Annotated in this window: 22 protein-coding genes; 12 read left to right on the top strand and 10 right to left on the bottom strand. The window is 69.0% G+C overall.

All coding sequences use genetic code 11. The features are described from left to right. Positions 1-31: 31 nt before the first annotated feature. Positions 32-1,705 (bottom strand): electron transfer flavoprotein-ubiquinone oxidoreductase, encoded by a 1,674-nt coding sequence (locus SL003B_RS16900; protein WP_013654080.1) that lies wholly within the window; start codon positions 1,703-1,705, stop codon positions 32-34. Positions 1,706-2,017: 312 nt separating this feature from the next. Between SL003B_RS16900 and SL003B_RS16895 the strand changes: the two genes are divergently transcribed. The 5 genes from SL003B_RS16895 (at position 2,018) to SL003B_RS16875 (ending at position 5,625) form a co-directional block, all read left to right on the top strand. Further along, on the top strand, positions 2,018-2,920 hold the full coding sequence (locus SL003B_RS16895) for a uracil-DNA glycosylase (RefSeq protein WP_013654079.1): 903 nt from the start codon (positions 2,018-2,020) through the stop codon (positions 2,918-2,920). A gap of 157 nt (positions 2,921-3,077) precedes the next feature. Next, positions 3,078-3,554, top strand: a complete 477-nt coding sequence (locus SL003B_RS16890; RefSeq protein ID WP_013654078.1) for a PilZ domain-containing protein — start codon at positions 3,078-3,080, stop codon at positions 3,552-3,554. A 248-nt stretch (positions 3,555-3,802) separates the two neighbouring features. Beyond that, a complete protein-coding gene (locus SL003B_RS16885) occupies positions 3,803-4,411 on the top strand; it encodes a PilZ domain-containing protein (RefSeq protein ID WP_013654077.1) in 609 nt (202 codons plus the stop codon). 90 nt (positions 4,412-4,501) lie between these two features. Then, on the top strand, positions 4,502-5,359 hold the full coding sequence (locus SL003B_RS16880) for a S49 family peptidase (protein WP_013654076.1): 858 nt from the start codon (positions 4,502-4,504) through the stop codon (positions 5,357-5,359). An 80-nt stretch (positions 5,360-5,439) separates the two neighbouring features. After that, positions 5,440-5,625 (top strand): hypothetical protein, encoded by a 186-nt coding sequence (locus SL003B_RS16875; protein ID WP_041375604.1) that lies wholly within the window; start codon positions 5,440-5,442, stop codon positions 5,623-5,625. Positions 5,626-5,696: 71 nt separating this feature from the next. Here the strand turns inward: SL003B_RS16875 and SL003B_RS16870 are convergent, their stop codons facing one another. Beyond that, positions 5,697-6,065: a hypothetical protein gene (locus tag SL003B_RS16870; RefSeq protein ID WP_013654075.1), complete on the bottom strand. Its 369-nt coding sequence runs from the start codon at positions 6,063-6,065 to the stop codon at positions 5,697-5,699. A 299-nt stretch (positions 6,066-6,364) separates the two neighbouring features. Here SL003B_RS16870 and SL003B_RS16865 point away from each other — a divergent pair, with 299 nt between their 5' ends. The 4 genes from SL003B_RS16865 to glyS all read left to right on the top strand — a co-directional run bounded on the left by SL003B_RS16865 (position 6,365) and on the right by glyS (position 12,155). Beyond that, positions 6,365-7,321: a glycine--tRNA ligase subunit alpha gene (locus tag SL003B_RS16865; protein WP_013654074.1), complete on the top strand. Its 957-nt coding sequence runs from the start codon at positions 6,365-6,367 to the stop codon at positions 7,319-7,321. A gap of 106 nt (positions 7,322-7,427) precedes the next feature. Beyond that, on the top strand, positions 7,428-7,985 hold the full coding sequence (locus SL003B_RS16860) for a LemA family protein (protein ID WP_013654073.1): 558 nt from the start codon (positions 7,428-7,430) through the stop codon (positions 7,983-7,985). 10 nt (positions 7,986-7,995) lie between these two features. Further along, a complete protein-coding gene (locus SL003B_RS16855) occupies positions 7,996-9,948 on the top strand; it encodes a DUF2207 domain-containing protein (protein WP_013654072.1) in 1,953 nt (650 codons plus the stop codon). A gap of 119 nt (positions 9,949-10,067) precedes the next feature. Further along, positions 10,068-12,155 carry a glycine--tRNA ligase subunit beta gene (gene glyS / locus SL003B_RS16850; RefSeq protein WP_013654071.1) on the top strand — a complete coding sequence of 696 codons (2,088 nt, stop codon included), beginning with the start codon at positions 10,068-10,070 and terminating at the stop codon, positions 12,153-12,155. Between the two features lie 133 nt (positions 12,156-12,288). Here glyS and nadC read toward each other — a convergent pair whose 3' ends face one another. The 3 genes from nadC to nadA all read right to left on the bottom strand — a co-directional run bounded on the left by nadC (position 12,289) and on the right by nadA (position 15,988). Beyond that, the gene (gene nadC, locus SL003B_RS16845) at positions 12,289-13,149 is read right to left on the bottom strand and encodes a carboxylating nicotinate-nucleotide diphosphorylase (protein ID WP_013654070.1); all 861 of its coding nucleotides are present in this window, start codon (positions 13,147-13,149) and stop codon (positions 12,289-12,291) included. Then, entirely contained in the window at positions 13,146-14,765 is a 1,620-nt protein-coding gene (locus tag SL003B_RS16840) for an L-aspartate oxidase (RefSeq protein ID WP_013654069.1), read from the bottom strand. The genes nadC and SL003B_RS16840 overlap by 4 nt, the downstream gene beginning before the upstream one ends. Before the next feature lie 125 nt (positions 14,766-14,890). After that, a complete protein-coding gene (gene nadA / locus SL003B_RS16835; protein WP_013654068.1) occupies positions 14,891-15,988 on the bottom strand; it encodes a quinolinate synthase NadA in 1,098 nt (365 codons plus the stop codon). A 380-nt stretch (positions 15,989-16,368) separates the two neighbouring features. On the opposite strand from nadA, the gene SL003B_RS16830 reads away from it, so the two are divergent. After that, positions 16,369-17,604, top strand: coding sequence for an MFS transporter (locus tag SL003B_RS16830; protein ID WP_013654067.1), 1,236 nt, complete (start codon positions 16,369-16,371; stop codon positions 17,602-17,604). A 16-nt stretch (positions 17,605-17,620) separates the two neighbouring features. Here the strand turns inward: SL003B_RS16830 and SL003B_RS16825 are convergent, their stop codons facing one another. From SL003B_RS16825 to ygfZ, 5 genes are all read right to left on the bottom strand, one after another. Continuing rightward, positions 17,621-18,838, bottom strand: a complete 1,218-nt coding sequence (locus SL003B_RS16825; protein WP_013654066.1) for a cell wall hydrolase — start codon at positions 18,836-18,838, stop codon at positions 17,621-17,623. A 200-nt stretch (positions 18,839-19,038) separates the two neighbouring features. Further along, positions 19,039-20,022 carry an NUDIX hydrolase gene (locus SL003B_RS16820; RefSeq protein WP_013654065.1) on the bottom strand — a complete coding sequence of 328 codons (984 nt, stop codon included), beginning with the start codon at positions 20,020-20,022 and terminating at the stop codon, positions 19,039-19,041. A gap of 10 nt (positions 20,023-20,032) precedes the next feature. Continuing rightward, a complete protein-coding gene (locus tag SL003B_RS16815) occupies positions 20,033-20,539 on the bottom strand; it encodes a tyrosine phosphatase family protein (RefSeq protein WP_013654064.1) in 507 nt (168 codons plus the stop codon). Positions 20,540-20,589: 50 nt separating this feature from the next. Next, a complete protein-coding gene (locus SL003B_RS16810; protein WP_013654063.1) occupies positions 20,590-21,252 on the bottom strand; it encodes an HD domain-containing protein in 663 nt (220 codons plus the stop codon). A 26-nt stretch (positions 21,253-21,278) separates the two neighbouring features. Then, positions 21,279-22,166 (bottom strand): CAF17-like 4Fe-4S cluster assembly/insertion protein YgfZ, encoded by an 888-nt coding sequence (gene ygfZ, locus SL003B_RS16805; protein ID WP_013654062.1) that lies wholly within the window; start codon positions 22,164-22,166, stop codon positions 21,279-21,281. A 129-nt stretch (positions 22,167-22,295) separates the two neighbouring features. On the opposite strand from ygfZ, the gene SL003B_RS16800 reads away from it, so the two are divergent. After that, positions 22,296-23,657, top strand: a complete 1,362-nt coding sequence (locus SL003B_RS16800) for a dihydroorotase (protein WP_013654061.1) — start codon at positions 22,296-22,298, stop codon at positions 23,655-23,657. 239 nt (positions 23,658-23,896) lie between these two features. Continuing rightward, a complete protein-coding gene (locus SL003B_RS16795) occupies positions 23,897-25,138 on the top strand; it encodes a L,D-transpeptidase family protein (protein ID WP_013654060.1) in 1,242 nt (413 codons plus the stop codon). The last annotated feature ends 7 nt before the right edge of the window (positions 25,139-25,145 follow it).

Genomic DNA, 25,145 nt, shown 5'->3' with positions numbered 1-25,145 from the left:
CCTCGGCCGGGCGGAGGCGAGCGAGGCGCCGCTACATGTTCGGGTAGTTCGGTCCGCCGGCGCCTTCCGGCACCGTCCAGGTGATGTTGCCGTTCGGGTCCTTGATGTCGCAGGTCTTGCAGTGGACGCAGTTCTGCGCGTTGATCTGGAAACGCGGCGCACCCTCGCCCTCCTCGATCCACTCGTAGACGCCCGCCGGGCAGTAGCGGTTGGACGGTCCGGCATAGACGTCGTGTTCGGACGCCTTCTGCAGCGCCATGTCCTTGACCTTGAGATGGACCGGCTGGTCCTCCTCGTGGTTGGTGCTGGACAGGAACACCGACGACAGTTTGTCGAAGGAGATCACGCCATCCGGCCTGGGGTAGTCGATCGGCGTGCAGTCCTTCGCCGGCTTGAGGCTCTGCGCGTCGCTCTTGCCATGGTTCAGCGTCCCGAAGAAGGAGAAGCCGAACAGCTCGTTGGTCCACATGTCGAGGCCGCCGAGCGCGATGCCGGCGACCGTGCCGAAGCGCGACCACAGCGGCTTGACGTTGCGCACCGTCTTGAGATCCTTGCCGATCTCGCTTGCCCGCCAGGCGGCGTCATAGGCGGTCAGCTCTGCATGAGCCTTGCCCTCGGCCAGTGCCGCCATGATGTGCTCGGCGGCGAGCATGCCCGACAGCATGGCGTTGTGGGACCCCTTGATGCGCGGCACGTTGACGAAGCCGGCGGAGCAGCCGATCAGCAGACCGCCGGGGAAGGACAGTTTCGGCACCGACTGGAAGCCGCCCTCGGTGATCGCGCGCGCGCCGTAGGCGATGCGCTTGCCGCCCTCGAACGTGTCGCGGATGGCCGGATGGGTCTTGAAGCGCTGGAATTCCTCGAACGGCGACAGGTAGGGGTTCTGGTAGTTGAGGTGCAGCACGAAGCCGACCGCGACCTGGTTGTTCTCCAGGTGGTACAGGAACGAGCCGCCGCCGGTCCGGTTGTCCAGCGGCCAGCCGAACGAGTGCTGGACCAGCCCGAGGCGGTGCTTCTCCGGGGCGATCTGCCACAGTTCCTTGAGTCCGATGCCGAATTTCGGCACGTCGCTGTCCTTGTCCAGCCGGTACTGCGCGATCAGTTGCTTGGCCAGCGAGCCGCGCACGCCTTCGGCGATCAGCACGTACTTGCCGCGCAGTTCCATGCCGCGGGTGAAATTGGCGTTCGGCTTGCCGTCGCGCCCGATGCCCATGTCGCCGGTGGCGACGCCGACGACCTTGCCGTCCTCGTAGAGGACCTCCGCGGCGGCGAAGCCCGGATAGATCTCGACGCCCAGTTCCTCCGCCTTGCCGGCGAGCCAGCGGCAGACGTTGCCCAGCGAGACGATGAAGTTGCCGTGGTTGTTCATGAGCCTGGGCATGAACATGTTGGGCAGGCGGAGCGACCCGGCCGGACCGAGCACAAGGAAGTGGTCTTCCTTCACCTCGGTCTTGATCGGCGTGTCTTCCTGGCGCCAGTCGGGCAGGAGCTTGTCGAGGGCGATCGGGTCGATGACGGCGCCGGAGAGGATGTGCGCGCCGACTTCCGAGCCCTTTTCGAGAACGACGACGCTGAGATCCTCACCCTTGTCGTTGGCGATCTGCTTCAGCCGGATCGCCGCGGCAAGGCCGGCAGGGCCCGCGCCGACGATCACGACATCGAATTCCATGCTCTCGCGTTCCGGCAGCGCCTCTTCCTGCGTCATCAATCCTTCTCCCTCAGCGATCGTGTCCCTCGGCCGACGTGTCCGCTTCCCCGCCCGGCATGGCCATGGTCCGCGACCGCTGCCGCGGCAGCCGAACCGGCTCGGGCTCTCGCGGCCCATGTTTAGTGCACCGCCACAGGAGCCGCAATCAATGCCTTGCCGTCAAGGTGCTTTTTTGACGCTTACGTCAACGTAATCAGACTGGCGGACGGACGACAGGTCAAGTGGTTCGAAAGGCGGAGCCGGCGGTCTCCGGTCTCCTTGGTCTCCGGTTTCTTTGTATTCGGCGGGGCGAGTCGCTAGATTGGCGCCATGGACATGACCCAGGGCCCCGCAGCCCCGTCCCTGCGGGATTTGGAAGCGCTGCTCGACTTCCTTCAGGCGGCCGGCGTCGACGGCCTGCTGGAGGAGGCGCCGGTCGACCGTTTCGCCCTCCCAGCAGAAGCGGAGGCAAGCCGCAGTGCGCCTGCGCAGCGCCCGGAAATGCGTCCCGACCTGCGGCCGGCAGCTCCGGCGACGCCTGGGCCCGGCGTCACGGCCCCCACCCGTGCCGCACCCGTGCCCGCTCCACTGCCGGGGGGAGGCGGATACGACGGGGCGGTCATCCCGGGCGAGGAAACGGTGGTTTCCGCCCGGGAGGCAGCACGTTCCGCGGAGACGCTGGAGGCGCTGCGGGCGTGCCTGGCAGCATTCAAGGGCTGCAACCTGCACCTGACCGCCAAGAATCTGGTGTTCGACGACGGCAATCCGCAGGCGCGCGTCATGCTGGTCGGAGAGGCGCCGGGCCGCGACGAGGACCTGCAGGGCCTGCCCTTCGTCGGACGCTCCGGGCAACTGCTCGACCGCATGCTGAAGGCGATCGGCCTCGACCGCAGCCAGGTCTATATCGCCAATGTCGTGCCGTGGCGCCCGCCCGGCAACCGCACGCCGACGCCGCAAGAGACCGAGATCTGCAAGCCGTTCATCGCGCGCCAGATCGAACTCGCCGATCCCGATATCCTGGTGTTTCTCGGCGCCGCCTCGGCCAAGGTGCTGCTCGGCGTTCAGGACGGCATCCGCAAGATGCGCGGTCGCTGGATGACCTACGACACCGGGCGCCGGCAGATCCGCTGCATCGCCACCTTCCACCCGGCCTATCTGCTCCGCAGCCCGCTGGAGAAACGGCTCGCCTGGCGCGACTTCCTGGCATTGCGGCAAGCCCTGCTGGAGGGTTAGAGCCGCACCGTCGCGAACCGGGCGCATTACACGGATTTGAAAGGAATTTTCATTAATCTGAACATCTGTGCCATCGGATGACAGAGGTCAGCCTTTGCAGACTGCCGCGCCCCTCGACAGCCTTCGCGAGAGTTCCGCCGAACAACCGGTGTCCGTCGTGGACCTGGATCGTCTGACCTTCATCGAAGCGACGGTGTCAAACCTGACCGATTGGGGCTGCCGGCTGACATCGCCGGAAATCGCGCATCTGCACAGGTCGATCGGCATCCACTTCGCCGGGTCGGCGAAGATGACCCGCGGCACGATCACCTCGATCCGCGGCACCGCCGCCACAGTGGTATTTCCGAAAGCCCGCGAGGCGGTACAGAACAAGCGGCGGGAGCGACGCTACACCGTGTCCATCCCGGCTCGCCTGGCCGATCCGGCGACGGAGACGACGGTCGACTGTCGGATCACCGATGCCGGCCGCTCGGGCTGCCGCATCGAGGGACGGGGCATCGATGCACTGCCCGATTCCGTGCGCCTCTACATCCGCGGTCTCGGCGCCCCGGTTCAAGGCCAGATCGTCTGGCGCCACGACGGCATGGCCGGTGTCCGCCTCGACTGGGATTTCGCCGCTTCGCCGCAAGGTTGAGGGCAACCGGACCGGACGCGGCACATCGCTGCAAGCGGTCTTCCGCGGCCCCTTTGCATCCGACCGGTTTCCATTCGAAATTTATTAAAGCTTTCGCGCCGGTTTTCACCTGCCGTGCAGCGGTTTCGTGCCAAGGCATGGCACCTGGTCCGTGGGGAAAGCCTCATACTTAAATTTGACGAGGACCATAAACCAAATTGCAATCTTCAGTTTCAATAATGGCTGTGGATTCAAAAGGGGATGGGTGGATGAGCGAAGCCGCTATCGCGCACTTGCCGTCGACGGCGGTGGTGTCGGTGCTCGTGATCGATCTTGAACGGCTGAGATGCATCGAGGCATCTGCCTCCCGCTTCAGCGAAAGCGGTTGCCGCATCCAGTCCAACCGCATCGGCGAACTCCACGACACCATCGGCCTGCGCGTCGACGGCCTCGATCAGATGATCAAGGCTCGCATCACGTCCTTCTGCGGCCAGGAAGCCGACGTCGCCTTCGAATTCGGCGAGGGCAAGAACGTCGACAAGCGCAAGGAACGTCGGATCAAGGTGATCATCCCGGCGCGGGTCACCGACCGCTCGGGCGAAAAGCGGGTCTGCTGCGTTATCAGCGATGCCAGCAAGTCGGGCTGCCGCATCGAGGGCGAAGGCCTCCATGCCCTGCCTGACGACATCCTGATCACCATCGAGGCCTTCGACATCCCGATCCGGGGCCGCATCGTCTGGCGTAAGGTCGATTGCGCGGGCGTGCGGCTGATGTGGCAGTTCTCCAACCGCGTCCAGTTCCAGCCGTCGGCGATGACGCCGGCGGCCAAGGCGAAGAAGGCGAGCGCCGGCCCGTTCGGCCTGCGCCCGGCGCGATGACGGCGGTTCTCTCGCCCTTGCGGGTTTGAGCACGGGCCGTTTCGGCCTATATGCGGCACAGACACAGGTCCGATCAGGAGTCCGCTTGCCGTGTTCGACCGCATCCGCACGTATCTTCCGTTCCTGCCGGGCAGCCGGCGGACCGTCGTCCCGGTGGTCCGTCTGCAGGGACCCATCGGCCTGGTCACCCCGCTGCGGCCCGGCCTTTCGCTGGCTAGCGTCGCCCTGCCGCTCGAACGGGCCTTTTCGGTCCGCAAGGCGCCGGCGGTTGCACTCATCATCAATTCGCCCGGCGGCTCGCCGGTGCAGTCGCGCCTGATCTTCAGGCGTATCCGCGACCTGGCGGAAAAGCACAAGAAGGACGTGCTGGTCTTCATCGAGGACGTCGCCGCCTCGGGGGGCTACATGCTTGCGCTGGCCGGCGACGAGATCGTCGCCGATCCGGCCTCGATCGTCGGCTCGATCGGCGTGGTATCGGCCGGATTCGGTTTCACCGGCCTGATCGACAAGATCGGCGTCGAACGCCGCGTCTATACCGCGGGCGAGAAGAAGGCGATCCTCGATCCGTTCCGGCCGGAAAACCCCGAGGACGTCGCCCATCTGAAGGCGCTCCAGCACGAGATCCACGAGATCTTCATCGACATGGTGCGCGAACGGCGCGGCGACATCCTGGCCGACAACCCGGACCTGTTCAGCGGCCAGTTCTGGACCGGCCGGACGGCCCGCGACCTCGGTCTGGTGGATTCCCTCGGCGACCTGAGCGCGGTGCTGCGCCGGCGCTACGGCGAGGCGGTCGAGCCGCGGCTGATCAGCCTGCCGCGCGGGCTGTTCGGCCGGCGCACCGGCGTCGGTGTCGGCGCTGCCGCGCAGCCCTTGCCGGCGGGCCTCGGAGATGATCTTCTGTCGGCGGTCGAGGCGAGGGCGCTGTGGGCGCGGTTCGGCCTATAGCGGCGAAGTCGCCACGGCGGGATCTGCCCTTACGGCATGGCCCGCAGGATGGCCGGGTCACGGATTGAGGAGCGGATCGGATGCCGCATGTTCTGGGTTTTGCCCTGCTGGCCGCGGGCGGCCTGCTGATCGCCAGGGCCCTGCGCCGCGAGATGGCGCGGGTGGAAACGGCACTGTCCAAGGCGGCGCGCGGCGCACCGGGCGGCGAGCCCGTGCGGCTGGAACTGGATCCCGAGACCGGCCGCTACCGGCCCGAGCAGCCCTGAGCGGTCCTGCGGCGCAAGCCCGGACAGACGCCCGGGGCCGGCGCGACCGGCACCCGGGCAGCCGGACAGGATCAGCGGACCACCCGCTCCGGCCGGTAGCAGTCGCGGACCTGGATCACCGGGCCGTTGTCGAGGACCAGATAGTCCATCCGGCAGGTGTCGCGCTCGACCATGCGATAGCGGATCTTGCCGCGCGGCGGGGTGTTGTGCGTCGGGGGTGTGCCGGCGGCGGCGGCCGCCTGGCGGTCCATGCAGGCGCGCGAGGCGCATAGGATCGGGCCGCTGCCGCCGCCGGAGTCGCCGGAGGCGGACGAACTGCCGCCCCGGCCGCCGCCGTTGCCCTGACCGGCACCCTGACCGGCACTCTGGGCATGGGCGGTGCCGACCAGGGCGGCAAGCCCGGCGGTGGCAATCAGGGTCACGATGAAATTGCGGGTCATGGTCGTTCTCCTCGATGTGCGGGTTCCTCACCCGCGATATCTTCGGCGCTCCGGTCGTCCGCTTCGTTCCGCGGACGGCCGCGCCGATGGGGGAGACATTGCCCCGCGCAGCGCCGGGCGCAAGGCGGGGCCGGCCGGCAAGCCGCCACGATGTGATCCGCGCCACGTTTGTGCGGGCGGAATCGTGAAAATTTCCGCCGGATCCGCTGCTTGACCTTGCCGGTCGGGCGTGGCACCTGTCGCCCGAACCCGGACGGACGCCCGTCCGCAGCCTCAGACGAACCCTGGACTTCACCTCCATGTCGAGCGATGCCCTGCCGGCCCACATGCGCCCCGAGAACTCCTTCCAGGGGCTGATCCTGACCCTGCAGCGCTTCTGGGCCGACCAGGGCTGCGTGGTGCTGCAGCCCTACGACATGGAGGTTGGCGCCGGCACGTTCCATCCGGCCACGACGCTGCGCTCGCTCGGACCGCGGCCGTGGAAGGCGGCCTATGTTCAGCCCTCGCGCCGGCCGACCGACGGCCGCTACGGCGAGAATCCGAACCGCCTGCAGCACTACTACCAGTTCCAGGTGATCCTGAAGCCGTCGCCGGCCGACCTGCAGGACCTCTACCTGAGGAGCCTCTACGCCATCGGCCTCGATCCGGCCGTCCACGACATCCGCTTCGTCGAGGACGACTGGGAAAGCCCGACGCTGGGCGCCTGGGGGCTTGGCTGGGAATGCTGGTGCGACGGCATGGAAGTGTCGCAGTTCACCTACTTCCAGCAGGTCGCCGGCTTCGAATGCGCGCCTGTCTCCGGTGAGTTGACCTATGGCCTGGAGCGTCTGGCGATGTATATCCAGGGCGTCGACAACGTCTATGACCTCAATTACAACGGCCGCGAGGGCGTCGAGAAGGTCACCTACGGCGACGTCTTCCTGCAGGCCGAGCAGGAATATTCGCGCCACAATTTCGAGCACGCCGACACCGACATGCTGTTCCGCCACTTCAAGGACGCCGAGGACGAGTGCCGGCGCCTGCTGGAGGCGGGCGCGAATGCGCGCGCGGACAAGGGCGCGGCCGTGCACCAGCTCGTGCTGCCGGCCTACGACCAGTGCATCAAGGCCAGCCACGCCTTCAACCTGCTCGACGCGCGTGGCGTCATCTCGGTGACCGAGCGCCAGAGCTACATCCTGCGCGTGCGCGACCTGGCCAAGGCCTGCGGCGCAGCTTTCCTGGAAACCGAAGCCGGCGGCGTCGGCTACCAGGGCTGAGGCCGGGGAGGGGCGCGGGCGCCCCGGTGCATGCGCACCCCTGCGGATGACAAGCCTGCCGCGAGCGGCTAGGCTGCGCCAAAACCGGTTGCGGAGGCCTTGTTTCATGACCACCTGGATCATTCTGGCGGTGCTGATCGGCATCGTCGTCTATGTCATCGCCCTCTACAACCAGCTGGTCGGCAAGCGGCAGATGGTCCGCGAGGGCTGGAGCGGCATCGACGTCCAGCTCAAGCGCCGCGCCGACCTCATTCCCAACCTGGTCGAGACGGTGAAGGGCTACGCCGCCCACGAGCGCGAGGCGCTGGAGGCGGTGACCGAGATGCGCACCCGCGCGGCCGGCGTCGCCCCCGGCGACGTCGCCGGACGCGCCCAGGCGGAAGGCATGCTGTCGCAGGCGCTTGGCCGGCTGTTCGCGGTCGCCGAAAGCTATCCGGACCTCAAGGCGAGCCAGAACTTCTCCGACCTGCACGCCTCGATCGACAGGATCGAGCACGAGCTGCAGATGGCCCGGCGCTACTACAACGGTGCCGTGCGGGCGCTGAACGTCATGGTCGAGAGTTTCCCGTCCAACCTGGTCGCCCAGCAGTTCAAGTTCGAGAAGGCGGAGTATTTCGAGATCGAGGATGCGGCCGACCGGGCCGTGCCCAAGGTCGCGTTCTGAGCGCAGCGCGATGCCGATCCCCTCGCTCCGGCGCGCCCTCGGGCGCGCGCTCGCCGCGCTGCTGCTGACCGTCGCCGTCGCCGGTTCGATCGCCGCCGGCGCACGGGCCGACGAGCGCATCCTGAACTTCGCCGCGACGGTCGAGGTCGCCGCCGACGGCACGCTGACCGTCACCGAGGTGATCCGGGTGCGCGCGGAGGGCCGGCAGATCCGCCGGGGCATCTTCCGCGACATCCCGCTGGTCTTCGAGACCGCCACCGGCCGGCGCGCCACCGCCGGCTTCGAGCTCCTCGAGGTGCTTCGCGACGGCAGGGTGGAGCCCCATGCGGAGAACCGCGGCGGCGACGGCGTGCGCATCTACATCGGCCAGGAGGACGTGTTCCTCGATCCGGGCGAATACACCTACACGATCAAATACGAGACCACCCGCCAGATCCGCTTCTTCGACGACCACGACGAGGTCTACTGGAACGTCACCGGCAACGAATGGGCCTTCGCCATCGACCGCGCCGTCGCCCGCGTGGTCCTGCCCGAGGGCGTCGAGGCACTGGAATGGACGGCTTTCACAGGCCCATACGGCGCCACCGGCACCGACTACAGCGCCCGCGTCGAGGACGGCGGCGGCAGCGTGCTGTTCGCCACGACCCGTCCGCTTCGGCCGCAGGAGGGCCTGTCCGTCGCCGTGTCGATGCCCAAGGGGGCGGTCGAGCTGCCCGGCGACCTCGAGAAGCTCGGCTATTTCTATCTCGACTACCGGGCCGAACTGATCGTCGGCCTCGGCCTCCTGCTGGTCCTGCCCTACTACCTGTTCACCTGGTGGACGGTCGGCCGCGACCCGCCCCGCGGCGTCGTCTTCCCGCGCTTTGCGGCGCCCGATGGCATCTCGCCGGCGCTCGCCTATTACGTCCACATGCGCGGCTTCGCCGACGGCGGCTGGAAGGCTCTGTCGGCCGCCTGCCTGTCGCTGGCCGTCAAGGGCCACCTGCGTCTGGACGATCTCGCCGGCGACCTGAAACTGGTCGCCGCCCGCGACCGGCCCGCCGCCGCGCCGCTGCCGAAGGGCGAGGCCGCCGTGCGCAAGTGGCTCGACGGCCGCGGCGGCGAGGCGGCGATCAGCAAGGCCAACGGCTCGGCGGTGGTGACGCTGGGCAGCGCCTTCCGCAAGGCGATCGAGACCGAGAACCGTGGCCGCTACTACAAGGGCAATCTCGCCTACCTGATCCCCGGCATCGGTCTCAGCATCGCCACGATCGTCCTGCTGCTGGCCTTCGGCAACCTCCGCGAGGACGACATCGGCATGCTCGTCGTGCTGACCATCGGCTCGGTCTTCGTTGCCCTCGCCTCGACCCAGTTCGCCAAGCTGATCCGCCAGGGCGCGGGACTGGTGCCGGCGATCCTTGCCGGCATCATGACGATGGTTTTCGTCACCGTCGGTGCGGGCATGGCGCTGGTGGCCCTGCTGGCGGCCGACCTGTCCTTCCCGATTTTCGCCATCGCCCTGCTGATCGGCGCCAATGCCCTGTTCTATTTCCTCATCGGCGCGCCGACCGCCCTCGGCCGCACGGTCATGGACGAGATCGACGGGCTGAAGATGTACCTGTCGGTCGCCGAGAAGGACCGCATGAACATGGCCGGGGCGCCGCAGATGAGCCCGAGCCACTTCGAGACCCTGCTGCCCTATGCGGTGGCGCTCGGCGTCGAGAAACCCTGGTCGCAGGCGTTCCAGTCCTGGCTGCTGACCGCGGCCGGCGCGGCGGCCGCCGCGAGCTACGCCCCGGCCTGGTATTCCGGCCGGGCGTTCGACGCCCGCGACCTGTCGTCCTCGCTCGGGCGGACGGTCGGCGCCATGTCGGGTACCTTCACCTCCTCGCTGCCGGCCCCCAAGTCGTCGAGTTCCGGCTTTTCCGGCGGCGGCGGCTTTTCGGGTGGCGGCGGCGGTGGTGGTGGTGGCGGCGGCTGGTAGGGCAGGGGCGCGCCGCCTTCCCGACGGCGGGGGGTGACAACGCCCGTCCGACTTGGTAACGGACGTCGCCGGCCTGCCCGCGCGGCGCGCCGTTCCTCTAGCGAAGGCCCGAGACCCCGATGCCCGATCTCCTCCTTGAACTGTTCAGCGAGGAAATTCCCGCCCGCATGCAGCGCCGTGCGGCCGAAGACCTGAAGTCGCTCGTCACCAACGCGCTGGTCGAGGCCGGCCTGACCTACGAGGGTGCCAAGGCCTTCTCGACGCCGCGCCGTCTCGCCCTGCATGTCGCCGGCCTGCCGGTCGCCTCCAGCGCGACGCGCGAGGAGCGCAAGGGTCCGCGCGTCGGCGCGCCGGACAAGGCGCTGGAGGGCTTCCTGCGCGGCGCCGGCCTGTCGTCGATCGATGAGGCGACGATCCAGACCGATCCGAAGAAGGGCGACTTCTATGTCGCCGTCATCGAGAGGCCGGGCCGGCCGGCGATCGACATCATCGCCGAGGCGATGCCGGGCATCGTCCGCGCCTTCCCCTGGCCGAAATCGATGCGCTGGGGGGCGGGCCAGCTGCGCTGGGTGCGGCCGCTGCAGTCGATCCTCGCCACCTTCGGCCCCGAGACCGAGGAGCCGGAGATCGTCCGCTTCGAGGTCGACGGCATCGTGTCCGGCGACACCACGCGCGGCCACCGCTTCCTCGCCGACGCCGAGATCCGGGTGCGCCGCTTCGACGACTACATGCCCAAGCTGGAGAAGCACAAGGTCGTGCTCGACGCCGATCGGCGCAAGGACATGATCCTGCACGACGCCCGCGACCGGGCGCTGGCGCTCGGCCTGGAACTGGTCGAGGACGAGGGCCTGCTGGAGGAGGTCGCCGGCCTGGTCGAATGGCCGGTGGTGCTGACCGGCAGCTTCGAGGAGGCGTTCCTGGCGATCCCGGACGAGTGCATCCGCCTCACCATCCGCGCCAACCAGAAATGCTTCGTGCTCAGGGACCCGAAGACGGGCAGGCTCGCCAACCGCTTCGTGCTGACCTCCAACATCGTGCCCGCCGATGGCGGCAAGGTGGTCGTCGCCGGCAACGAGAAGGTCATCCGCGCGCGCCTGTCCGACGCCCGCTTCTTCTGGGAAACCGACCTGAAGACGAAGCTCGCCGACACCCTGCCCAAGCTCGATGGCATTGTCTTTCACGACAAGCTCGGCAGCCAGGGCGAGCGGGTGAAGCGGCTGGAGGCTTTGGCCGTCGAACTGGCTCCGCTGGTCGGCGCCGATACGGACAAGGCGCGGCGCGGCGCCGAACTCGCCAAGGCCGACCTCGTGTCGGCGATGGTCTACGAGTTCCCCGAGCTGCAGGGCCTGATGGGCCGCTACTACGCGACCGCGCAGGGCGAGGACGCTTCCGTCGCCACGGCCATCGAGGACCATTACAAGCCCCAGGGCCCGAGCGACCGCGTCCCGACCGATCCGGTGGCGATCGCCGTGGCGCTCTCCGACAAGCTCGACCTGCTGGCCGGCTTCTGGGCCATCGACGAGAAGCCGACCGGCTCCAAGGACCCTTACGCGCTGCGCCGCGCCGCGTTGGGCGTGATCCGCATCGTGCTGGAGAATGGGCTGCGGCTGCCGCTCGCCAGGCTGATTGGTGCGGCTCAAAGCAACCTGGGCATCGGATTGAGCGATCCGGATGCGCTCGTCGAAGATCTCCTCGCCTTCTTCGCCGACCGCCTCAAGGTGCACCTGAAGGACGAGGGTGCGCGCCACGATCTGATCGACGCCGTCTTCGCCCTCGGCGGCCAGGACGACCTGTTGATGATCGTCCGCCGCGTCGAGGCGCTCGGCACCTTCCTGTCGACCGACGACGGCGCCAACCTGCTCGCCGGCTACAGGCGCGCGGTCAACATCCTGCGCATCGAGGAGAAGAAGGACGGCGCGCCGGTCGAGGGCCGGCCGCACGCCGATCATCTGGTCGAGCCGGCCGAGATCCAACTCGCCGCCGCCATCGACGCCGCCCGCGCCGAGGTTGGCGAGGCGCTTGCCGGCGAGGATTTCGAGGCCGCCATGACGGCGCTGGCGCACCTGCGCGCGCCCGTCGACCGCTTCTTCGAGGAGATCCTAGTCAACGCCGAGGACGCGGGGGTGCGCGCGAACCGCCTGCGCCTGCTGGCCGAGATCCGCGACGTCGCCGGCACCGTCGCCGACTTCTCCAGGGTCGCCGGCTGACGGGCCTCGCTTCCGCACGTCCGCAGCGCCTCGTTCCCCTACGACGAGGTCATCCCCGCCTTGAGCGGGGATCCATCCGGCGGCGGACCAGAGCGCGGGCGGGGCCGGAGGCCAGGCGCTGCCGCTGCCGCCGTCAGCCGATCTCGATGTCGAGGCCGAGGTCGAGGACGGGGGCGGAATGGGTGATCCAGCCGGACGACAGCAGGTCGACGCCGGTCTCGGCGACGGCTGCCGCGGTGTCGAGTTCGATGCCGCCGGAGGCTTCCAGCACGGCGCGGCCGGCGGTCAGGGCGACGGCCCGGCGCATCGTCTCGGGGCTCATGTTGTCGAGCATGATCACGTCCGGCCCGGCTTCCAGCGCCTCGGCCAACTGGTCCAGCGTGTCGACCTCGACCTCGATTTTGACCAGGTGACCGGCAAAGGCCCGCGCCGCGGCGATCGCCGGGCGCACGCCGCCGGCGACCGCGACGTGGTTGTCCTTGATCAGGATCGCGTCGTCGAGGCCGAAGCGGTGGTTGGCGCCGCCGCCGCAGCGCACGGCGTATTTCTCGAGCGACCGCAGCCCTGGCGTCGTCTTGCGTGTGCAGACGATCTTCGCACGCGTGTGCGCGATGCGCTCGGCGAAGGCGGCCGTCGCCGTGGCGATGCCGGACAGGTGGCCGAGGAAATTGAGTGCGACGCGCTCGGCCGACAGGATCGCCCGTGCCGGGCCCTCGATGCGCGCGACGACGTCGCCGCGGCCAAGCCGCGCGCCATCGGTCAGCATGCGCTCGACGGAAACGGCTGGATCGGTCAGCGCGAAGGCGGCCACCGCAAGGTCGAGGCCGGCAAGCACGCCCGGCTTGCGGCCGGCGATGACGGCGCGCGCCTGCGCCGTCGCCGGGATCGTCGCCTGGCTGGTGATGTCGCCGGCGCGGCCCCAGTCTTCCAGGAGCGCCGCCTTGACGGCGTCCTCGACCAGCAGACGCGGCAGTTCGGGTAGCAGGGCCGTCATGCGCGCGCCTCCGAGCCGACGCTGTCGGCCGCCTTGCGGGCGATCGCCTCGACCTCCGGCAGGGTCGTGAAGGAGCGCACAGCCTGGGCCGGATCCTCGCGCGGGAAATCGGAGCGGAAGTGCGCGCCGCGGCTTTCGGTGCGCTTCAGCGCGGCGGCCGCGATGATCTTGCCGGCGGTCATCATGTTGCGGATCGAGCTGCGCTGGCAGCGCGCCTCCGCCGCGCAGATGCGCGCCAGCGCCAGCGCCAGGCCGTCGGCATCGCGCTCGACGCCGACCAGTTCGCTCATGGTCCGGCGCAGCACGTCGATGGCGTCGCGCTCCTCGGTGTTGCGCTGGCTCGGCAGGCTGGCCTCGTCGTCGAGCGCGTTCCAGTAGGCGGTGCGCGGCGTCGGCATCAGGCCCTGGATGTCCTCGGCGATGCGCGCGGCGAACACCACCGCCTCGAGCAGCGAGTTGGAGGCGAGCCGGTTGGCGCCGTGGGCGCCGGTCGAGGCGACCTCGCCGCAGGCCCACAGGCCGTCGAGCGAGGTGCGGCCGTTGGCGTCGGTGAGGATGCCGCCCATGTGGTAGTGCTCGGCCGGGGTGACCGGGATCGGCTGGGTGACGGGATCGATGCCGGCCGCCCGGCAGGCGGCATGGACGGTCGGGAACCGGTCGGGGAACGCGGCGCCGATCGCCTGCCGGCAGTCGAGGAAGGCGCCGCGGCCGGCGGCACGCTCGCGGAAGATGGCGCGCGCGACGATGTCGCGCGGGGCCAGTTCCTTGAGCGGATGAACGGCTTCCATGAAGCGTTCGCCGGCGGCGTTGACCAGGGTCGAGCCTTCGCCGCGCAGCGCCTCGGTGGCGAGCGGGGCAGGGTCCTTGCCGACGTCGAGCGCGGTCGGATGGAACTGGACGAATTCGGCGTCGGCGAGCACCGCGCCGGCGCGCGCCGCCATGCCGAGGCCGTGGCCGTTGGCTTCGCCCGGATTGGTGGTCACCGCATAGAGGTGGCCGATGCCGCCGGAGGCGATCACCACGGCATGGGCGGCGAAGGCGAGCCGCTCCAGCCCGCCGCGCTTGCGCGCCAGCACGCCGGTGACGTAGCGTCCCTCGGTCAGCAGGCTTTCGCCGAGATAGCCCTCGATGACGCGGATCGATGGCGTCTGGCGCACCGCGGCGACCAGCGCGTCCATGATCGCCCGGCCGGCCATGTCGCCGCGCACGCGCACGATCCGGTTTTCCGAATGCGCCGCTTCGCGCGACAGCTGCAGCCGGCCCTCGAGGTCACGGTCGAACGGCACGCCGTAGGACAGCAGGTCGCGGATGCGCTCGGGCGCCTCGGCGGTCATCATGGCGACGATCTTTTCCTGGCACAGTCCGCCGCCGACGGCGATCGTGTCGGCCTTGTGCTTGTCCACCGAGTCGTGTTCCGACACGGCCGCCGCGATGCCGCCCTGCGCCCAGGCCGAGGCGGCGCCCTCGCCGATCGGCGCGTTGGAGATCACGGTGACCGGCCGCGGCGCCAGCTTGAGGGCGCAGAACAGGCCGGCCAGCCCGCCGCCGAGGATGACCACGTCGTCGACCCCCTTCGTCGACAGGGACGGGGCAAGGAATTCCTGGGAAATGGCCATGGGAGGAGCTTTCGATCGGGGTGCGGCGGAAAGGACGCGACGCGAGTCTACACCGCACAACTGCGGCCGGACAACGCGCCCGTCTGACGCGCCGCCCGGCCGGGGCCGGTTCGGCTCAATTCAATTCAGCTCTTGAGGTTGATCATCCGTTCGACCGCGGTGCGTGCGCGGGCGGCGATGTCCGGATCGACCAGCACCTCCTCCTTCATCTCGACCAGCGCGTCGAGGATCTTCGACAGCGTGATGCGCTTCATGTGCGGGCACAGGTTGCACGGCCGGATGTATTCTACCTCCGGCGTCTCGCTGGCGACGTTGTCGGCCATCGAGCATTCGGTGATCATCATCACCTTGGCCGGCCGCCGGGTCTTGACCCAGTTGATCATGTGCGCGGTCGAGCCGGCGAAGTCGGCCTCCGCAACCACCTCCGGCGGGCATTCCGGATGGGCAATGATCTTCACGTCCGGGTCGATCCTGCGGTAGTCGCGCAGTTCCTGCGCGGTGAAGCGCTCGTGCACCTCGCAGGCGCCGTCCCAGGTCAGCACCTCCACGGAGGTCTGGCGCGCCACGTTGGCGGCGAGATACTTGTCCGGGATCAGGAACACCCGGTCGACGCCGAGGCTTTCCACCACCTGCACCGCGTTGGACGAGGTGCAGCAGATGTCGCACTCGGCCTTCACCGCCGCCGACGTGTTGACATAGGTGATGATCGGTACGCCCGGATTGCGCTCGCGCAGGCCGCGCACATCTGCGGCGGTCACCGATTCGGCCAGCGAGCAGCCGGCCCGCATGTCGGGAATCAGCACCGTCTTGGACGGGTTGAGGATCTTGGACGTCTCGGCCATGAAGTGCACGCCGCACTGGACGATCACCTCGGCATCCGTGCGCGTCGCCTCGATGGCGAGTTGCAGGCTGTCGCCAACCACGTCGGCAACGCCGTGGAAGATCTCCGGCGTCATGTAGTTGTGCGCCAGGATGACCGCGTTGCGCTCCTTCTTGAGCCTGTTGATGGCATGGATGGTCGGCGCCAGCGCCGGCCATTCGATCGGCGGGATGATGTGCCTGACCTTTTCGTAGACAGGCGCGGTCTCGCGGGCCACCTCGGGCGTATAGGCGAGTTCGGGCCGCTCGACGGCGCCGAAGCGGTCCAGAGCCAGCGCCGCGCCCCGGCGAGCATCGCAGCGCGCCTCGGCTCCGGCATGGGTGGAAATCAGTGTCGTGGCCATGGGACCTCTCCCTTTCCTGGGACCCGCCTTCCGGGATCTTCCTTTTATGCTCTGATTGAGCATATTAGAGGTAAAAGAAAACGGGACCTTGTCCCATTCCTTCTTTTGCTCTTTGTGAGCTTATATAGGCCCGTTTGCGCAGGAAATCCATAGGCCTAAAGTGCCGCACCCTGACCTTTTTCGAATGCCCATGAAAAACAATTCATTAGACTTCGGAGTCGCGTTCCGGTGCCGAGCTGGTGCTGAGACGGCAAAGGACCTGCGGACGCGTCCATCCGTTGTGCTGATGGGAGTTTCACAAACATTGATTTTGCCTGCGCGGCATTCCTGAGCATAGTACGGCCCTCCCGTCGCGCCGGTCCGGCCGCAAGGAATCGACCATGTCCCATACTTCCGCCGCCGCGTCCGCCAAGGCCGGTCCGAACGTTCCGCTGATCATCCTGTGCGGCTGCGCTATCGCGCTGCTGTCCTTCGGCCCGCGTTCGGCGATGGGCCTGTTCTTCCAGCCGATGACCGAGGCGCGCGACTGGAGCCGCGAAATCTTCGCTCTCGCCATCGCCATCCAGAACCTGCTTTGGGGCGCCGGCCAGCCGCTCGCCGGCATGATGGCCGACCGGTTCGGCACCTGGAAGACGCTGACGCTCGGCGCCGTCCTCTACGGCCTTGGCCTGCTGCTGATGGCTGAGGCCGAAGCGCCGGTCATGCTGCATGTCTCCGGCGGCATCCTGATCGGCCTCGGTGTCGCCTTTTCGTCCTTCTCGCTGGTGCTGGCCTCCTTCGCGCGCACGGTCACGCCCGAGAAGCGCTCGCTCGCCTTCGGCGTCGGCACCGCCTCCGGTTCACTCGGCCAGTTCCTGTTCGCCCCGCTCGGCATTGGCCTGATCGAGACCGTCGGCTGGCAGCAGACGCTCGTCGTCTTCGCCGTCCTGATGGTGGCGATCCCGCTGCTCGCCATCCCGCTACGCGGCAAGGCCGATGCCGCCGCCTTCCAGGGCACGGCGGCCGACCAGAAGCTCGGCGCGGCGATTGCCGAGGCCTTCGGCACCCGCGGCTACGTTCTGCTTACCCTCGGCTTCTTCGTCTGCGGCTTCCACGTCGCCTTCATCACCGTGCACCTGCCGCCCTACATCGCCGATCTCGGACTCGACGCGCGCTGGGGTGCCTGGGCGATCGGGTTGATCGGCCTGTGCAACATCGTCGGCTCGCTCGCCTCCGGCTATATCGGCGGGCGCTATTCCAAGCCGCACTTCCTGTCGCTGATCTATTTCGCCCGCGCGGTCGCGATCCTGGTCTTCATCCTGGTGCCGGCCTCGCCGCTGACGGTGATGGTGTTCGCCGCCGTCATGGGCCTGCTGTGGCTGTCTACCGTGCCACCGACTTCCGGCCTGGTCGCCGTCATGTTCGGCCCGCGCTACATGGCGACACTGTTCGGCTTCGTGTTCTTCTCCCACCAGATCGGCTCGTTCCTCGGCGTCTGGCTGGGCGGCCGGCTCTATGACGAGACCGGCTCCTACGACGCCATCTGGTGGATGGGCATCGCCCTCGGCCTCGCCGCTGCGGTGATCCACTGGCCGATCGCGGAAAAGCCGGTCGAGCGCCTGTCGGCGGCCGGGTGAGCGACCGCCGGACGGCTCAGTTCCAGCCGCCGGCGTGCGTCTTGTAGAAGATGTGCAGGCCGATCTTGCCGCGCTTGGACATCTGGTTGGCCCAACGCGGGCTGACGTAGGTGGCGTGGTAGTGGGTCGAGGCGTCGACCATCTTCAGATACTGCTTGCCGCCGACCACTTCCTTGGCGAGGCGCTGGGCGCGCGCCCAGGCGTCCTGGGACGCGATTCGGTCCGGGATGCCGTCGCAGGCGAAGGAGAACTGGCAGCGGTTGCGCTTGTGCCGGTTCTGGTAGACGACCTCGCAGATGCTGTTGGGATAGGACGGGTTCTTGACCCGGTTGAGCACCACCTGGGCGACGGCGACCTGGCCCTCCTCGGACTCGCCGCGCGCCTCGAAATAGATCGCCTCGGCGAGGCAGCGCTGTTCCTTCGGCTCGCTCACCGACAGCGGCAGCGGTCGCTGCGCCCACCAGTGCGGGTTGTTGGGATCTTCCGGCGGCGGCGGATCCTGCTCGTACTGGGCGCCGAACAGGGCGTTGAACGGCTCGCGGATGTCCTCCGCCGTCTCGGGCGCATAGGCGGAGACGAGCGAGAAGCTCGCCGCCGCGGCGTTGCGCGCCATCATCACCTTCTGCAGGTCGAGCGGTGCGCCGGTGCCGTCGCCGGTCCTGCCGGCCTTGGCCAGCATGGTCGACTGCGTGCGGGTCAGCGGTTCCGGCTTGACGAAGGCGACGCGCGGCAGGTCGGCCTCCGCGCCGTCGCCGATCAGGCTCGGCAGCGTGTAGACGGAACCGGCGGCGCGGTCGAGCATCTCCCGGTCCGGCGCCCTGGTGATGAAGCGGTCGCCCTTCCTGGCGCGATTGATGCGGATCTCGTCGGGAATTTCGGTCGGCAACACATCGCGGGCGACGCTTTCCAGGCCGCGGATGATCGCCTCCTGGGTGCCGGGGGCGGCCGAGGTCAGGGCGACCTGCGGACCGGCGAGGGGATTGCCCGGGTCGCCGGCGCTCGGCGTCATGGTCAGCGTCGGCGCGAACGACGACGCGTGCGGCGCGGCTTCGAGGGCTGCCATCCATTTCGGCGCCGCCGACTGGTTCGCCGCGATCAGGCCGTTGACGTCCTGGACGCCGATCGAGGCCGTGAGGCCGAAGAAGGCGAGCGGGCTGAGAAGCAGGGCGGCTCTGCGCCCGGACCGCCGGCGCGGCTGGCGCCGCTTCGGGCGGCGGTACTCGGAACCAGACATACGCTACGCGTCTCCAACTCGACACCGGGCCGCGCTACACCGACCCTGGTTCGTAAACGGACGGTTACCCGCAATGAACGAGACGAGTGTCGGCGCTTAACCTTGAAACTCCGTTAATGCCGCCGGAGGGCGCTGGAACGCTGCGTCGGGTTTGCCGGAATGCCCGGATCATGGTTAAGCGTGGCGGTGGTCGGGACGCCTCAGCGTCCGCCGACGCGCAGGCCGGGCGCCGGGCGTTCCTTCAGGATCTCGCGGCGGAAGCGGAACAGGGCCGCCGGCCGGCCGCCGGTCGCCGTCGACGTCGCCCCGGTCGGCTCGACCAGTTCGGCGTTCTCGACCAGACGGCGGAAGTTCTGCTTGTGCAAGTGGCGTCCGAAGATCGCTTCCACCGATTGCTGCAGCTCGGTCAGCGTGAAGGTCTCCGGCATCAGTTCGAACACCACCGGCCGGTACTTCAGCTTGGCGCGCAGGCGCGAGATCGCGGTCGCCAGCACCCGGCGGTGGTCGAAGCGCATCGGCCGGCCGAATTTCGGCAGGCCGGGACGCTCGGTCGCCGCCGGGCGGCCGTCGCGCAGCGCCTCCTCGACCAGGCCCGCTTCATAGAGGAGTTCGTAGCGGTCGAGCGCGCGTTCCTCGTCCCAGCCGACACCGTCCTGGCCGAAGGCGAGCAGCAGGCGCTCCTGGCGGCCGAGCGCGCGCAGCGGCGTGTCGGCCGGCGGGGTGTGCCGCGCCCAGTCGCGCAGCGCCGGCAGGATCTCGGCGTCGAGCATGTCGGGCCGGTCCTGGCGCCAGTCCTCCCACGGGAAATAGTCGTACCAGGATCGCCAGGACGAATGATGCCGTGACAACACCTCGTCGGAACCGCAGCTCTGCCGCGTCAGCGCCAGGTAGCCGACCGAGACGACATGCGGGCCGGTATCCCCGCGCGTCATGTGCCGGCCGCGATCGCCGAAGGTGTAGAGCTGTTCCACGTAACCGACCGAGAGCGCTGTCTGGTCATCGATCCAGGAGCGCAGTCCGATCTCGAAGGTGCGGTGGCGCAGAGGGTCGAACGGGCCGAAGGGCAGGCCGTCGGGTTCTCCCGGCCGGGTGCCCGCGACGGCGACGACCTGCGGCATGCCGCCCGAAACCGCGACGATGACGGCGTTGAGGCCGATTTCGATCGTCGCGGTGTCGAGGCTCATGAGCGTCTCCTCAGCCGATGGGCAGGACGAACGGCGTCCCCTCGAAGGCGGTGGCGCCGCGGCCGATGTCGCGCACCGAGTCGATCATGCGTCCGTCGCGCGCGAGCAGGCGGTCGGCCATGGCGATTAGCCGCCCGTTGGGCGTCGCCGACGGCGCCCGGGCGCGCAGCTCCGCCGCCAGCTCCGCCTCGTCGCGCTCCGGCTCCAGGGCGCAGGCGGCGATGAAGGCGCCTGCGGTCGACCGGCTGATGCCGGCCCAGCAGTGGATCACCATCGGCGCCGACCGATCCCAGTCGCGCACGAAGCGCAGCAGGCTGGCGACATGGGCCTCGCCCGGCGGAATCAGCCCCTCGACGGGGTCGACGATGTCGTTGAAGCCAAGAAACAGGTGCCGGTCCGGGCCGATCCGGTCGGGACGCTCCACATGCGTGTCGGCATTGATCAGGCTGACCAGATGCGAGGCGCCGGAGCGGTCGACGGTTTCCTTCAGGCGGGACAGGGGACAGACGTAAAGCATGGACAATCGATGACCGGTTTGGGGAAGCGTACCTGCGTCTTGCCGTCACGTCACCGTCCGTGGGCGCGGTTTCTGCACTTGTCCGCAAGTTCCCGGCGGGTTTCGATGTCGCGGAAGCGATCGAGGAAGGCGCCTTGCGCCTGGGCGGCGGGCAAGGGCACGAGGCCGAGCCGCGGCTGGCCGAAGGCATCGAGCGGAAATCCGCGCGGCCGGCCGAACAGGCGCCCAGCTTCCGCGTCGTCGAAACCGGCTAGTTCGACCGCCTCGAAATAGGCGGCGATGATGTCGGCGCGCTTGGTCAGCTTGCGGACCGTCTCGGGCAGCCGCGCCGGCAGGCCGAAACGGACGTGGATGGCTTCCTGCAGCCGGTGCTCGACTGCCTTGTAGTCGCCGCCCATAACCGCTTTGAACGGCGAGATCATGTCGCCGATGACATATTCGGGTGCGTCGTGCAGCAGCACCGCGAGTCGCCACTGCGGCGCCAGGTCCGGCCGCAGCCGCCGGGCGATGTCCTCCACCAGCAGGCAGTGCTCGGCGACCGAGAAGGCGTGGTCGCCCCGGGTCTGGCCGTTCCAGCGCGCGACGCGGGCGAGGCCGTGCGCGATATCGGCGATCTCGACGTCGAGGGGCGAGGGGTCGAGCAGGTCGAGCCGGCGTCCGGACAGCATCCTCTGCCAGGCGCGCGGGGGCAGGTCGGGTCGGTCGGCGGCCATGGCGTCGGGTCCGGGAGCGGCGTCGGTCAGGTGTCGGAAGCGGCCTCCGGCCAGCCGAACCGGGCCCACTCGGGCAGGGCGACGGCGAGCGGCACGGCTCCGCATTCCAGCGAGACGCCGTTGTCGAGGGCGGCCTTCACCTTGTCAAGGCGCACGAGGGCGAGCCCGTCGCCGCCTGTGGAGGAGCCGAGCGTGCCAACCGGCCTGCCGTCGGCGGTGATCGGCGTGCCCGCTTCGGGCAGCGGCTGCTGCCCGCTGACCTTGACGACGCGCCGGCGCGCGGTGCTGCGGTGCTCCATCCGCGACACCACCTCCTGGCCGACATAGCAGCCCTTGCGGAACGACACGCCCGACAGTTGGTCCATGTCGGCGTCGTGCGGGAAGGCGTCGCCGAGGGCGAAGTCCGCACCGGCCTCCGGCACGCCGAGACGGATGCGGTGCGCCTGCCAGCCGGCCTCGCCGGCGTCCTCGGCGCCGGCAGCGGCAAGCGTCCGCGCCAGTCCCTCGCGCGGGCCGACGAGGCGAAAACCGAGAACGGGCAGGCGCGGGTCGCGCACCGCGGAGCCGGCGCCCGAGGGGGCTTCGTCCGTGCCCCACAGCGCGGCGACGGCCAGGTCCTCGCTCCGGTCGGCGATCTCGACCCTGGCGCGCAACCGGTAGAAGACGAGCCGCTTGACCAGATCGGCGACGGCCGCACGCGGCGTGTCGAGCAGATAGCGCTCGCCGTCCTTCAGGATCAGGAAGTCGAACAGGATCTTGCCCTGCGGTGTCAACAGCGCGCCGTAGCCGGCGCCGGTCTCGGCGGCCTTGTCCATGTCGCAGGTGATCAGGTTCTGCAGGAAGTGATGCGCTTCCGGACCGCCGACCTCGACGACGCCGCGGCTGGCGAGAAGGGCGTATCGGGCTGCGGTCATCGGCGTGGCCTCCGGGAAAGCACGTATGTCACCCGCCGACATAGTCCGGCGGCGCAGCGTCGGCAAGGGTACGCGCGTCGCCACTGGTCCTTGCCGGGCCGGCCGGGTATAAGCCGCAGCGACACCGACATGCCGGCGAAGGAGGCCGATCCCGCGATGACCGAGACCTACGATCTGATCCTCAAGGGCGGCACCGTGGTCAACCAGGACGGCGCGGGCCTGCGCGACGTCGCCGTGCGCGGCGGGCGTATCGCAGGCCTTGGCAGCTTCGATCCGGGCCAGGCGGCCGAGACGGTCGACTGCACCGGCCTGCACGTCCTGCCCGGCGTGATCGACAGCCAGGTGCATTTCCGCGAGCCCGGCCTCGACCACAAGGAAGACCTCGAATCGGGCTCGCGCGCGGCGGTCATGGGCGGCGTCACCGCCGTGTTCGAGATGCCCAACACCAACCCGCTCACCGTCACCGAGGCGGCGCTTGCCGACAAGGTCCGCATGGGCCGCCACCGCATGCACTGCGACTTCGCCTTCTGGGTCGGCGGCACGCGCGACAACGTCGCCGACATTCCCGAGCTCGAACGGCTGCCGGGTGCGGCCGGCATCAAGGTGTTCATGGGTTCGTCGACCGGCGATCTCCTGGTCGAGGACGACAGCGGGGTGAGGGCGATCCTGTCGGCCGCGCGCCGGCGTGCGGCCTTCCATTCGGAGGACGAGTTCCGCCTGCGCGAGCGCCTCGGCGAGCGGCTGGCGGACGATCCGCGCTCGCATCCGGTCTGGCGCGACGAGATCGCCGCGCTCCAGTGCACGCAGCGCCTGGTGCGCATCGCCCGCGAGACCGGCGCCAGGATCCATATCCTGCACCTGTCGACGGCGAAGGAGGTCGACTTCCTCGTCGCCCACAAGGACGTGGCCTCCATCGAGGTCACTCCGCACCACCTGACGCTGACCGACGAGGCCTATGCCCGCCTGGGCACCCTGGTGCAGATGAACCCTCCGGTGCGCGCGCCGCACCACCGCGACCGCCTGTGGTGGGGCCTGTCCCAGGGCCTGCTCGACATCTTCGGCTCCGATCACGCGCCGCATCTGCTGGAAGAAAAGCAGAAGCCCTATCCCGCCTCGCCCTCGGGCATGACCGGCGTGCAGACCCTGGTGCCGATCATGCTCGACCACGTCAATGCCGGTCGCATGAGCCTTGCCCGCTTCGTCGACATGACCAGCGCCGGCCCGGCGCGGCTGTTCCAGATCGCCCGCAAGGGCCGCATCGCGATCGGCTATGACGCAGACTTCACGGTCGTCGACCTGAAACGGCGCGAGACCATCCGCAACGACTGGATCGCCTCCAAATGCGGCTGGACGCCCTACGACGGCGTCGCGGTCACCGGCTGGCCGGTCGGCACCGTCGTGCGCGGCCACAAGGTCATGTGGGAAGGGGCGCTCGAAACGCCGTCGCGCGGCGAACCGGTCGTCTTCCTCGAAGCCCTGCCGCGCGGCTGAGCGATCCTGCCCCGGATCCTGCCCCGCGTCTGCCGGCAGATCGTTCAAGACGCTGCGTCATCCGGGATTGCGGCCCGACTGTGATCTGAACTACAGTTCGGATCTGGTAAATCGACTATTGATGCAAATGCTCAAGCTCGAATGGTTTGGTAACCCTCTTCGCTAACGCTAATTATACGCGACTGTCCTAGGGTCGCATCCGGGCTTGCACTGGTATTTCGTAACGCGAGGCTCTGGGGATGGGTAATTTCGAAGTCTTCGGCGGGACCGCCGCCGCCGCCCGTTTGGGGCGCAGGATTGTTGTCGCCGGCTGTGCAGCCATGCTGTTCGCCGGCATTTCCGTTTCCGTCCAGGCCCGCGATGCCGGCACCGGCGAGGCCCCCGACGCCCCCGACCACACGCCGCTGCAGCTGCTCGTGTCGCTGAAGGACCAGAAGATCAAGGTCTATCGCGGCACCGAACTGCTGCGCACCTCGCCGATCTCCTCCGGCAAGCCCGGCCACGGCACGCCGACCGGCGTGTTCTCCATCCTGGAGAAGCGCCGCAAGCATTTCTCCAACCTCTACAACAACGCGCCGATGCCGTTCATGCAGCGCCTGACCTGGTCGGGCGTCGCCCTGCACCAGGGTCACCTGCCCGGCTATCCGGCCTCGCACGGCTGCATCCGACTGCCGAAGGCCTTCGCGCAGGACCTGTTCGGCATGACCGAGCGCGGCGCCCATGTCCTCGTCACCCGCGACGAGGCGGCGCCCGAGCCGATCCGCCACGCCGCGCTGCCGCAGCCCTTCGTGCCGGGCACCTCGGTGGCCAGCCTGTCGCATGACACCATCCGCAACGACCCGGCCCTGCGCGGCTCGATCGACACCACGGCGCTGGAGCCGGAAGTCGCCCCGGCCGCGGTCGAACGCCCCGACTTCGGCTCGCCGCTGCGCATGATCGTCACCCCGCGCGACGGCGGCGACACGGTGCGCACCGTGCAGCGCCTGCTCGACCGCATGGGCTTTGCGCCCGGCCCGGTCGACGGCGTGCTCGGCCGCAGGACGCGCGAGGCGATCCGCCTGTTCCAGGAAGGCGCCGAACTGCCGATCACCGGCAACCTCACCGCCGGCCTGGTCAGCGCCCTCTACCGCGAAGCCGGTATGGACCAGCCGTCGACCGGCGTGCTGCGCATCCGGCGCAACTTCAAGGACATCTACGAGGCGCCGGTCGAACTCGTCGATCCGCTGGCGCCGATCGGCACCCATGTCTTCACAGCGCTGTCGTTCCGTCCCGGCGACACCAGCGTCGACTGGATGGCGGTGTCGGCGGAGCAGGCCGATGGCGTCACGCCGGCGTCCGTGCTCGACCGCGTCCGCCTGTCGGACAAGGTTCGCCGCGAGGTCGGCGTCATGCTGACGCCCGGCTCGTCGCTGATCGTCACCGACCGCAGCTTCGCTCGTGGCACGGGGCTCGGCACCGACTTCGTGGTCATGACCCGCTGATCGACCC

It is taken from the genome of Polymorphum gilvum SL003B-26A1, from assembly GCF_000192745.1.
In the GTDB taxonomy this organism is placed as follows: domain Bacteria; phylum Pseudomonadota; class Alphaproteobacteria; order Rhizobiales; family Stappiaceae; genus Polymorphum; species Polymorphum gilvum.
The sequence above is the reverse complement of the archived record's forward strand: the minus strand, read 5'-3'. Positions and strand labels throughout refer to the sequence as shown.